12 protein-coding genes are annotated in these 11,041 nt (G+C 44.8%); all 12 read left to right on the forward strand.

Annotated elements, in window-relative coordinates; translation table 11 throughout:
* The first annotated feature begins 57 nt into the window (after positions 1–57).
* Positions 58–675 carry a hypothetical protein gene (locus VF500_RS15880; RefSeq protein WP_121232395.1) on the forward strand — a complete coding sequence of 206 codons (618 nt, stop codon included), beginning with the start codon at positions 58–60 and terminating at the stop codon, positions 673–675.
* Positions 672–974 (forward strand): transcriptional regulator, encoded by a 303-nt coding sequence (locus tag VF500_RS15885; RefSeq protein ID WP_330860610.1) that lies wholly within the window; start codon positions 672–674, stop codon positions 972–974. The genes VF500_RS15880 and VF500_RS15885 overlap by 4 nt, the downstream gene beginning before the upstream one ends.
* A 51-nt stretch (positions 975–1,025) precedes the next feature.
* The gene (locus VF500_RS15890; RefSeq protein ID WP_330860611.1) at positions 1,026–3,533 is read left to right on the forward strand and encodes an XrtN system VIT domain-containing protein; all 2,508 of its coding nucleotides are present in this window, start codon (positions 1,026–1,028) and stop codon (positions 3,531–3,533) included.
* On the forward strand, positions 3,514–4,869 hold the full coding sequence (gene xrtN / locus VF500_RS15895; RefSeq protein ID WP_330860612.1) for an exosortase N: 1,356 nt from the start codon (positions 3,514–3,516) through the stop codon (positions 4,867–4,869). The genes VF500_RS15890 and xrtN overlap by 20 nt, the downstream gene beginning before the upstream one ends.
* Before the next feature lie 428 nt (positions 4,870–5,297).
* Positions 5,298–5,717, forward strand: a complete 420-nt coding sequence (locus tag VF500_RS15900) for a cobalamin B12-binding domain-containing protein (RefSeq protein WP_330860613.1) — start codon at positions 5,298–5,300, stop codon at positions 5,715–5,717.
* A 5-nt stretch (positions 5,718–5,722) separates the two neighbouring features.
* Positions 5,723–6,505 (forward strand): enoyl-CoA hydratase/isomerase family protein, encoded by a 783-nt coding sequence (locus VF500_RS15905; RefSeq protein WP_330860614.1) that lies wholly within the window; start codon positions 5,723–5,725, stop codon positions 6,503–6,505.
* A gap of 177 nt (positions 6,506–6,682) precedes the next feature.
* Entirely contained in the window at positions 6,683–7,321 is a 639-nt protein-coding gene (locus tag VF500_RS15910) for an MBL fold metallo-hydrolase (RefSeq protein WP_330860615.1), read from the forward strand.
* A 63-nt stretch (positions 7,322–7,384) separates the two neighbouring features.
* Positions 7,385–8,611 carry an FtsX-like permease family protein gene (locus tag VF500_RS15915; protein ID WP_330860616.1) on the forward strand — a complete coding sequence of 409 codons (1,227 nt, stop codon included), beginning with the start codon at positions 7,385–7,387 and terminating at the stop codon, positions 8,609–8,611.
* Positions 8,612–8,626: 15 nt separating this feature from the next.
* The gene (locus tag VF500_RS15920) at positions 8,627–8,992 is read left to right on the forward strand and encodes a hypothetical protein (protein ID WP_121232716.1); all 366 of its coding nucleotides are present in this window, start codon (positions 8,627–8,629) and stop codon (positions 8,990–8,992) included.
* Between the two features lie 100 nt (positions 8,993–9,092).
* On the forward strand, positions 9,093–9,470 hold the full coding sequence (gene rbfA, locus VF500_RS15925) for a 30S ribosome-binding factor RbfA (protein WP_091210067.1): 378 nt from the start codon (positions 9,093–9,095) through the stop codon (positions 9,468–9,470).
* 8 nt (positions 9,471–9,478) lie between these two features.
* Positions 9,479–10,186 carry a peptidoglycan DD-metalloendopeptidase family protein gene (locus VF500_RS15930; protein WP_330860617.1) on the forward strand — a complete coding sequence of 236 codons (708 nt, stop codon included), beginning with the start codon at positions 9,479–9,481 and terminating at the stop codon, positions 10,184–10,186.
* A 190-nt stretch (positions 10,187–10,376) separates the two neighbouring features.
* Positions 10,377–11,041, forward strand: a 665-nt coding sequence (locus VF500_RS15935) for an energy transducer TonB (protein WP_330860618.1), incomplete at its 3' end; no start/stop codon positions are given.

Consider the following 11,041-nt stretch of genomic DNA (forward strand, 5'->3'; position numbering starts at 1 on the left):
CTCTCCCTCTTGCAAATTCAAATCTTATATTTAACTTTGAACAACAAAGTACTTTTAATGAAAGACAAAGACATTCACGCAGAGTTAAGTTCCATCCGCGACCTGATGGAACGTTCGGCCAAGTTTATTTCGCTTAGCGGCCTTTCGGGAGTCATGGCCGGGATCTACGCGTTCATTGGCGCGGGGATAGGATATAACTTACTGCAGGGCGAGTATGCCACACTCCGGGAGCGCCATACTTATAACGAAGAATTACTGATCATTAAATTATTTATCGTAGCAGTAGCGGTGCTTGTGCTTTCCATTGGCACAGGGATCTGGCTCTCGGTTCGCAAGGCTAAAAGGACAAGCCAGCCCTTTTGGAACGCCGGAAGTAAACGCCTGCTCATCAATATGGCTATTCCCCTTGTAAGCGGTGGTTTGTTTACCATGATATTGGTTTATCGTGGCTATTATGGTGTTGTAGCCCCCACTACAATGATATTTTATGGCATGTCGTTAGTTGCGGGCAGCCATTATACATATTCGGGCATTAGAAGCTTGGGGATATTGGAGATTTTATTAGGTTTGCTTTGTGCTGTGATGCCGGGCTACGGCTTAATTTTCTGGAGCATTGGTTTTGGCTTGCTCCACATTATTTATGGTACAGTAATGCATTTTAGATACGATAAGTGAAGATATCATTAGATCAGTTTGACAAAGCCTTTGAAAACCGCATCCGCCTGCAAATCATGAGCGTACTGGTTGCCAACGAAAGCTATGACTTTAACTCGCTTAAAGAATTGCTTGACCTGACCGACGGCAACCTGGCATCGCACCTGAAAGCGCTGGAAAAGGAAGAATACATCCAGGTGCAGAAAACTTTCATAGGCCGCAAACCCAATACACGTTACCTGGCCTCCGAAAAAGGGCGGGCCGCCTTCAGGCTGCATCTGCTTGCCCTCGAAAATTTGATCAGACAACAGAAACTGTAATTTTTTTTATCCATAAACTTTGAATTACAAAGTACTTTTAAAATACAAAACATGAAAAACCTTAAAGCAATTTTATTTGAAGACAGTGTTCTTAAACTTGGCCTAATCCTAATCACTATATCTGCCGGTCTCTTCTTTATTGAAGGGTCCGGCCTTTTTGAACTTTCCGAGGGAACTGCTTTCGGCGCCTTTTGCTTCAATTACTCGGCCTCCCTGGTGTTTTTCTTTGTGGTAATATATAAAGGGTTCAGGCGCTTACATTACTGGGTACTTCTCCTGGTACTTTGGTTCATTAGTGCATTTGCGCTTAATCTGAGCTTCAGCGTTTTCAATACTTCCGTTACCTGGCTCTCTGTTGTTATTTGTATCTCCACTATCGCCATTATAATCTCCGTGTTTATAAATGAGCTCAGTTCAAGGATGAAACATGTTTTAGTGTTTTTCCTGGGGATAGCTTTCCTGCTTTTTATTTACTACAGCGTATACCTTACCTCCATGTACCTCATCGGCATTTTTGCCGCCATTGCGCTGGGTTTGTCATTACATGTTTTTGTGCCGATGGGTTTGGCGATAGCTACGTTTCTTACTGTCAGAAAAGCGGTAAGGGGCAGCAAATCTTTAAAAATGGCATTGGGGGCAGGTTTGTTGTTACCCATCCTTGCGTGCAGCATTTTCATATGGCAATGGAAAAGCATTAATAACCAGGTTAACCTTGCTATCAATCATAATACCTTATCCGAAGGCAAGCTGCCAACCTGGGTGGTGATCAGTCAAAATATTCCTAAAAATGCCATAGCGCAACGGATCATCAAAGCGGGTATTGTGTACAAAACCGCCAACCTTAGTGACAGCTGGTTTTGGGGCAACTGGAATAAGGCTTCGTTTGACGAGCCCATGCAACATGACCCTTTTATAGTAATAGCAAGCCTGTTTGGCGGCGACTTAAACCTTGACGAAAAGGAGCGGATAAAAATACTGGAAGCCATGTACGATTCACGCCACCAGGCACAGGAACGGCTTTGGAGCGGCGATAAGCTAAAAACGGCAAACGTGATCACCAATATAAAGATCTTCCCGGAATACCGCCTGGCCTATACTGAAAAGACACTGACTGTACATAACACTGAGAACCAGGGAATACGGGCCTGGCTTGGCAAACAAGAAGCTATTTACACATTTCATGTTCCGGAGGGTTCGGTTGTTAGTTCGTTATCATTATGGATAGATGGTAAAGAACAAAAATCAAGGCTCACCACCAAAGCTAAAGCCGATTCGGCCTACCATCAGATTGTTGGTGTTGAACAGCATGACCCATCAGTGGTCCACTGGCAAGAGGGCAATACCATAACGGCACGAATTTTCCCATGTACTCCCGAAGAAAACCGCAAGTTCCGGGTGGGGATCACCAGTCCGCTGGGTAAGCAAGGCGATATGCTTACTTATGAAAGCAGCTATTTCGATGGCCCATCACCCGAAGGCGCCACCGAAGCTGTCCAGGTATCTTTTTCCAAAAAGCCTGCAGGCCTCAACATGCCAAATTTTGATGAGGTTAGCGAGGGCGTTTACACTGCCGACCGGCCTTATCAGCCTGATGAACAGATCACGTTTAAAGCGCCGCCGCTTGCCAATATGCCATTCACATTTGCAGGTAAAGGCTATCAGCTTAAAGATTATCAGCCGCAAACAACAAGTTTTAGTCCGGAAACCATCTACCTCGATCTCAATGCCAGCTGGACAACGAGCGAACTTGACGAGCTTTGGCCGGCCATCAAAACCAAAAAGGTATACTATTACGATGGTAAGCTGGAAACATTGACGGAAGATAACCGCGGGAATATTTACAGCAGGATGAGCAAACTCAATTTCAGCATGTTCCCGGTTAATGAGATCAAACATCCCGAAAGTTCATTGCTTATTACCAAATGCGCCGAAACGTCGCCTAACCTGCATGATCTTAACGAGTCGGAGTTTGGAAAAGCACTAACCAGTTATCTGCCTAACGCCAAACCATTGCAGTTATATAATATCGGTACAAACCTAACGCCCTATTTAAAGGCATTGAAGGAGATGCGGGTATTTACTTATAATGAAGGTGATGTAGCCACACTGCAAAGCAGGCTTACGAAGCATGAATTTACCCGCTCGCAGGAGGATTCAACCCATGTGGTGCTCGCCCAATCGGGTTTAGTTATTGAGCAAACTGCCGATACTTTAAAAAGCGGCAATGCCCCCGATCACTTGTTACGCCTGTTTGCTTATAACGATATTATGAAAAAGGTTGGTCCGCATTATTTTGATAAAACCTACGTGCGGCCGGATATTATCGATGAGGCTAACCAGGCTTTTATAGCCTCTCCCGTTTCGAGCCTTATTGTACTGGAAACTCAAAAAGATTATGAACGCTTTGGGATCGATGAAAATAAGAACAGCCTTCAAAATGCTTCCGCAAAATCATCAGGCGCAGTACCTGAACCCGGTGAGTGGTTGCTGATCCTGGTTGTAATAGGGGTTATAAATTTCTTAGTATACAGGAACAAGCATGTTCAGCCGGAGCTATAATTTGCAGGAGTATATCCCATTTAAATTAACCGGCAGCAGGTTGATCATCAACAGCTGCTGGTTAATATACGTTGGCATTACAGCGCGGCTATGTATCACTTATTTTAAATGGGATGCCGATATGCTGCTTGGCCTGGCGCTTGTGCCTTATATCTGCAAGGTAAAACGTGGCGGGTTTTCTTTACGATACGTGGTTCCTGCCCTTATTTTTACAACAATAGCTCTTTATTTTCCGGTTAAAACAAACTTGTTCCTTGCCTTGCTGTTTTCTGCACTGCTCTTTTTGGAAAACCTGAAAGGAAAAATAAGCCCGGTATTATTCCTGCTGCTCTTGCTTATTTCGCCCGCGTTTGAATATATCAGTAATACATTCAGTTTCCCCTTAAGGATCTGGCTCAGCGGAGTAGCTGCCTCACTATTGGCAACAATGGGAATGGCTGCCAGTGCCGCGGGAAACATCATCCAGTTTAAAGGTTCCGAATTTTCGGTGGACCAGGCGTGCGCCGGCTTGCATATGTTGGCTACCTCGTTCATGATCTGCCTGTTCATGATAGCTCATTACCAGCAGCAAGCGGCAAAGCAATTGCACCTGATGTGGATCTTGTTTTTGTTGATGTTTACTTTTGCGCTAAACATCTTGTGCAACCTTTGCCGCATCCTGCTGCTGGTTTTCTTTAAAATACCGGCGGGCACTTTCATGCATGACCTTACCGGGATTATTTGTCTGCTCTTTTACGTGGTATTGCCCTTATTGTGCCTTTCTTCTTTCGTATTAAAACGGACCGAAAAGCCGTATATCGATCCCCGGTTTTATAACACCATCAGGTTGGCGCCTGATGAGCTGCGCTTTCCCCTGATACACCTTGTATTGGCAGCCATGCTGATTGTAATAACCTTCAACATCAAATCAATGGATGATCTGAATGACAAAAGCGTAAGCGGCGTGTCCCTAACCGGTTATAAAAAAGCGGTACTGGAAAGCGGGGTGATCAAGTTTGAAAAAGCAGGCGCGTTGGTTTATGTTAAACCATCCCCGTTTTATTGCCCCGAACACAACCCGATGATCTGTTGGCAGGGGAGCGGTTATGTTTTCAGTGAGATAAAAAGAGGCGCTATTGCCGATCGTGAGGTTTATTGGGGAGTACTTATCAAAGCGAAAGATAAGATCTATGCTGCATGGTGGTTTGACAACGGCAGTATAAAATCCGTCAACGAATTTGAATGGCGATGGGCGGCAGCAAAAGGGGCCAAGTTGTTTTACCTGGTGAATGTTAATGCAGCTTCGGAAGCAGCGTTATTGGAAGCGGTGAAGAATTTACCTGCTATTAAACAATAATACTTTGCGCCTTAGGAGTACCTATCAGGAAAATCCTGAAAAAAACGTGATGGTGTATAAAACATATTTTAGTGGCGGTGTGTGGGCGTTAGTGATAGTAGCGGATACTGGCCAATGTCATTAAGTTAAGAAAAATCCCCGAGAGGGGGAACAGGTTTGTAGCAATATCATATACCGAAAATCACCGTGCCAGAGGTACGGAACACCGGAGTTGTGTACCTCTGGCACACTATGACAAACAAAGCTTTCATTTCTACTAACCTTTTGCACAGCTGGTACAACCTATCAATCCCATAGCACACACCGTTTGTAAATCATTAAGTTCAGGAGTTTGGTGATGCGTCTCTACATTTTAAAACAGCTTCTAAGAAACATAAAACAACTTCCATAATTTTCTTACTACATTTACGGAAACCAATAGGTTATTCATGAGTAATACCTTTAACCGACCAATCCGTGTTTTAGTTGCCAAAGTAGGGCTCGATGGGCATGACCGAGGCGCACGCATTATTGCCACTTCGCTGCGCGATGCGGGTATGGAAGTGATCTATACCGGGTTACGCCAAACGCCCGAAATGGTGGTGAACACCGCCTTGCAGGAGGACGTTGACGCCATTGGTATCTCCATACTTTCGGGCGCGCACATGACGGTATTCCCGCGGATCATCAACCTCATCAAAGAGAAAAAAATGGATGATGTTTTGGTTACCGGTGGTGGTATTATTCCGCATGAGGATATGCTGGAGCTGCAAAAACTGGGCGTAGGCGAACTTTTTCCGCCCGGAACCACCACACAGGATATTGTTAAATACATAACCGGCTGGGTACATGAACACCGTAATTTTTAATCCCTATGGAATTTCAAAACTTGCTGATAACAAACAAGGGCCGCATTCAATACGTCACCATTAACCGCGAAAGCAAACTGAATGCCCTTAATAAAGATACGCTTACCGAATTGCATGCCGCTTTCTCAGAGGCTTTCCAAAACCCGGAAGTTGGAGGCATCATCATTACAGGCGCAGGGCCAAAAGCATTTGTTGCCGGGGCAGATATCAGCGAATTTGCTGCGCTTGATGCAGATGGCGGCACACAGCTTTCACGCACAGGCCATACCGAAGTTTTTGATTTGATAGCCAATGGCAGCAAGCCGGTAATAGCCGCGGTAAATGGTTTTGCTTTAGGTGGAGGACTTGAACTGGCCATGGCCTGCCATATCCGCATAGCATCTGATAATGCCAAAATGGGGCTGCCCGAAGTTACTTTAGGCTTGATCCCCGGCTATGGCGGCACACAGCGACTTGCCCAATTGGTTGGCAAAGGTAAAGCCCTGGAAATGATCATGACAGCCGATATGATCACCGCGGCCGATGCCCTGCAATATGGCCTGGTTACCCATGTAGTTAACACCGAAGAGTTATTGGCGAAAGCCGAAGAGATCCTGAACAAGATTTTAGCCCGCGCCCCTTTGGCGCTTGCCGCAGCCATCCGCAGTATCAACGCTGCTTATACCGATGGTGTTAACGGTTATGAAACAGAAGTCGCCGAGTTTGGCAAATGCTTCGGTACAAGAGATTTTAAGGAAGGTGTAGCTGCGTTTATGGAGAAACGGAAGCCGGAATTTAAAGGCGAATAGCTTTGTTGAACCGTTTGCAAAAAGCCATACAGCCGAAACAAAAAGCAGAGGGATCCTAACAAGCTATTTAAAAACAAACCGAAAGCGTCACCGCAAGGAACGAAGCAAGGATCTTTTATAATTTGTCCAATTTTTCATCCTTCAGCGCTCAATCAATTTATTCCGTACTTTTACCGCATGGCAAAAGTTATATCATTCGTAAATAACCCTTACCAGGAAAACACCTATATTTTATACGATGAAACCGGCGAATGTGTGATCATTGACCCGGGCATGTATACAGCGCCGGAGCAAAACACGGTTGTTAGCTTTATCAAAAACAATAACCTGAAACCGGTTATGCTCCTCAATACCCATTGCCATATTGACCATGTACTGGGTAATAAATTTGTATTTGACCAGTACGGCCTTAAGCCCCGTTTCCACATTGGCGAATCAGAAGTACTGGCAGCTGTGGTTGCCTATGCGCCATCAATGGGTTTCCGCTATGATGTATCGCCCATGCCCGATGAGTTTTTGCCCGAAACCGGCACCATCCATTTCGGCAATACTACCCTGCATTTGATCTTTGCGCCGGGCCATTCACCAGCCCACTTATGTTTTTATGATAAAGAGGCTATGGTCCTGATAGGGGGCGATGTGCTGTTCAGGCAAAGTATCGGCCGTACGGATTTGCCGGGAGGTAACTTTACCCAACTGATCGATAATATCGAAACAAAACTGTTTACCCTGCCTGATGATGTTACCGTTTATCCCGGCCACGGCCCGGAAACTACCATCGGTTACGAAAAACAAAACAATCCGTTTTTAACTTAGTTAAAAGCTTAGCAACGTTTTATCAAGCATAAGCAAAACCTGAACGTATAACTCCCAACACAATTGAACACCTCCATTTACATAGCAAAGCGGTACCTGTTCTCAGGTAAAAAAATGCATGCTATCAATATCATTTCGGGCATATCCATGCTGGGGGTGCTTATCGGCAGCGCGGCTTTGCTCATTATTCTTTCGGTGTTCAATGGATTTGAAAAGGTTATCCTGTCCTTATACAGCAACTTTACGCCCGAAATAAAGATAGAGGCTAAACTGGGCAAAACATTCAATCCTAATACGCCTTATTTCGCTTCATTACATAAAGATGCCCATGTATTTTCATTTACCGAGGTACTACAGGAAAAAGCCCTGATCAGGTACGGCGACAAACCTTTTTTGGGCACGATAAGGGGTGTGAGCGATGATTTTTTGAAAAATCCACAACTCGATAGTACCATAGCCAGCGGCTCCTTCACGTTAAAAAGCGGCAACCAAAACTTTGCTGTAATCGGTGCTACCATACAAGGTAACCTGGGCGTTAATGTTCATGATGAACTTTCACCCATACAAATATTTTCGCCCCGGCGCGATGCGGAAAACTCAGCCAATCCTTTGAACGAATTTGTTGTCCGCAGCATTAATCCGTCGGGCGTATTCGCCATACAACAGGAGTTTGATGATATAGCCGTAACCCCAATTGAGTTTGCCCGCGGTCTGCTCGACCAACCGGTAAACGTATCCTCACTCCAGCTGAATTTTAAGCGCGGCACCAATATCGATGCCATGCAAAAAGACATCCAGGATAAAATAGGGAAGGACTTTACCATAAAAAACCGCAAGGAACAAAACAGCGAGCTTTATAAAACACTTAATTACGAAAGCTGGGCCGTTTACATGATCCTTACCTTTGTGCTGATCATCGCAATATTTAATATCATTGGCTCGTTAACCATGCTGGTTATTGATAAGCGCAAAGATATTGCTATCTTAAGCGGACTGGGTGCCAACAAAAGCATGATCCAGGGGATCTTCTTTTTTGAGGGGATGATGATCACGGCTATCGGCTGTGTTATTGGTATAGTGCTTGGCACCCTTTTTTGCCTGTTGCAACAGCATTATGGCTGGATAAAAATGGGGGCAAAAATGACGGTGCTGGACTCGTACCCCATCGACCTTAAAATTAAGGATTTTGGCCTCGTGCTGTTAACCGTTGGAGGGATTTCGGTAATTGCAGCCGGCATCAGCGCCCGCTTAAGTATTAAAGGATTGGATGAAATCAAACAGGATTTGTAAATTTGCCAAATGGGTATGAGGTATATCAAAGTTTTTGTTTTGCTGCTGATTGTTATTACTGTTTACGCATGTAATAATGATGCCCATAAAAATGAGCAGGTTACGCTTTATAAAGGCTTGTACAGCGCCGGCCCCGAAATAAAATCATTTAAAGATTGTGATAGCGGCCAGGAGTTTTGGGCTGTTGACAGTTCGGCCCAGCTTGAGCTGCAGTATTCACAGCTCAACTTTGAAAAACCTTACGAACCTGTTTATGTAGAGGTTGAAGGTATCAAATCCAAATCTGGCAAAGCAGGGATGGGGTCAGAATATGACAGCACCCTGGTTGTAAAAAAAGTAGTAAAAATAACCAAAGAGATCCCGCAGGACGTTTGTAATTAACACCCTGCTGCCATTGTTAATAAAAGCCTAAAACAATAACTTAGGCTTTTGCATTAAGCATTAAATACTCATCTGCCTTATCGGCGTTAACTAACAACCAATGGAATCAAAACGTCAGCAAAAATTTGCCGGAGTAATACAGGAAGACCTTGCAACTATTTTTCAGCGCGAGGGCATGAATTATTTGCCTAATACCCTGATAACTATCACCAAGGTACGCGTAACACCCGATTTGGCCATAGCCCGTATATTTTTAAGCTTTTTAGGCAACCCCAACGTGCAAACCGCGTTACATACCATCAAATCACATGCTTCGGAGATCAGGTATAAACTTGGTGCGCGCATTAAAGACCAGGTAAGGATCATCCCTCAGCTGGAGTTTTTTGTTGACGACACCAGCGAATACGTTGAGCGTATGGACAAGATCTTTGATAAGATCAGCAAAGAGGAACGCCAGCCCGATACCGAAGAAAATTAATAACCCTGATGGACCGGCACGCGCTGTTTGCTAATTACATCAACAATCATCCCGAAGCCATTGGCAAAGTGGTTGATTTTGATGCAGATCATGACCGTCTTTACCATTTTGACCTTACTGCCGCCAATAAAGAGTTGACAGCAGAGGTTATTAACAGGCCTTCGATGTTTAGCCAGTTGATCAACGAAAAACTGATTAATAACAATTGCCGGTACGGTATTGGCGGGTATATGGAACACCGCACCATTTATGCCTTCAGCAGCCATTTTGATACCGATGATGAGCCGCGCCGCCTGCATTTAGGCGTTGATATCTGGTGCGATTCCGGCACGCCCGTATACGCTCCGCTTGATGGCGTTGTGCACAGCTACCAGGACAACAACAACATTGGTGATTATGGCCCAACCATCATTTTACAGCACAACCTTGATGGCCTGACCCTTTACAGCCTTTACGGTCATTTAAGCCGAACAAGTTTGGATGGGCTTTCACCAGGTAAGCTTGTATTCAAAAACCAGCAAATAGCAACTTTTGGCACTTCCGATGAAAACGGCCACTGGCCACCGCACCTGCATTTCCAGCTGATGTTTGATATGGAAGGCAAGCAGGGCGATTATCCCGGCGTTGGTAAGTTTTCAGAAAAAGAGATCTGGCAAAAGAATATCCCCGATCCGGGCTTGATATTGAAGTTTCCGGATGCGGTGAATGCGGGGTAAGGATATAGCAACAGCCTTATCTCCAACCGTCATTGCGAGGTACGAAGCAATCCCCTACATACAGAGGGGCTACGCAAATCCGCCCTGTACAATTCGCGATTACTTCGTACCTCGCAATGACGCTTTTTTTCGTACTACCCCCAATAAATTTCCCAAACATAATCCCCAATTTATTGTCGATATTTATACTATGCTTAAAGCGCTGTACTTCCATATCGCATTGATCATTTTTACTGCGGGCAATTCATTTGCCCAGCAACCCGCATTTAAAGGCGGACAGCAGGCGCTTAATGATTTCCTGAAGGCAAAGATCATCTACCCCGAATACTCACGGCAAAACTGCATTTCGGGCAGTATCAATGTTTCGTTCATGGTTGATAAAGATGGTGTGGTACACGATGCCAAAGTGCAGGATGGCCCCGGTATTGACCTGGACGATGAGGCTTTGAGAGTTATTAAACTTACTTCAGGCCAATGGACAATCCCGGCAGGGTATAATCTTAAAACTACGATTGTTCAACCTATCCGCTTTGACCCCGATCCGGCACGTTGCGGACCTGCCAATATCCGCGATATGCAAAGCGCCATTGCCAATTATAAAGCACAGCAGGAACTGGAAAATGCCGTTACCAATTACTACATCAATAAATACAATGGCAAGGCCGATACCACCAAAGAAGCCATCATCATCAACCTCAAAAAACAGCTTGGCTACGATGATGATTTTATAAACGATGTACTAAGCCAGGCCACCGACAAATTTAAACAAGGCGACAAAGAAGGCGCCTGCCGCGACTGGACTTTTATCCGCAACATTGGCAGCGATAAAGCCGATAATTTTATCAGGAAGTATTG

Origin of the sequence: Mucilaginibacter sp. (assembly GCF_036383575.1) — a bacterium.
Taxonomy (GTDB): domain Bacteria; phylum Bacteroidota; class Bacteroidia; order Sphingobacteriales; family Sphingobacteriaceae; genus Mucilaginibacter.

What these genes read in the sequence shown, in the direction of transcription:
- VF500_RS15880 (WP_121232395.1), top strand. Translation starts at nt 58, where the DNA reads ATGAAAGACAAAGACATTCACGCAGAGTTAAGTTCCATCCGCGACCTG.
- VF500_RS15890 (WP_330860611.1), top strand. Translation starts at nt 1,026, where the DNA reads ATGAAAAACCTTAAAGCAATTTTATTTGAAGACAGTGTTCTTAAACTT.
- xrtN (WP_330860612.1), top strand. Translation starts at nt 3,514, where the DNA reads ATGTTCAGCCGGAGCTATAATTTGCAGGAGTATATCCCATTTAAATTA.
- VF500_RS15900 (WP_330860613.1), top strand. Translation starts at nt 5,298, where the DNA reads ATGAGTAATACCTTTAACCGACCAATCCGTGTTTTAGTTGCCAAAGTA.
- VF500_RS15905 (WP_330860614.1), top strand. Translation starts at nt 5,723, where the DNA reads ATGGAATTTCAAAACTTGCTGATAACAAACAAGGGCCGCATTCAATAC.
- VF500_RS15910 (WP_330860615.1), top strand. Translation starts at nt 6,683, where the DNA reads ATGGCAAAAGTTATATCATTCGTAAATAACCCTTACCAGGAAAACACC.
- VF500_RS15920 (WP_121232716.1), top strand. Translation starts at nt 8,627, where the DNA reads ATGAGGTATATCAAAGTTTTTGTTTTGCTGCTGATTGTTATTACTGTT.
- rbfA (WP_091210067.1), top strand. Translation starts at nt 9,093, where the DNA reads ATGGAATCAAAACGTCAGCAAAAATTTGCCGGAGTAATACAGGAAGAC.
- VF500_RS15930 (WP_330860617.1), top strand. Translation starts at nt 9,479, where the DNA reads ATGGACCGGCACGCGCTGTTTGCTAATTACATCAACAATCATCCCGAA.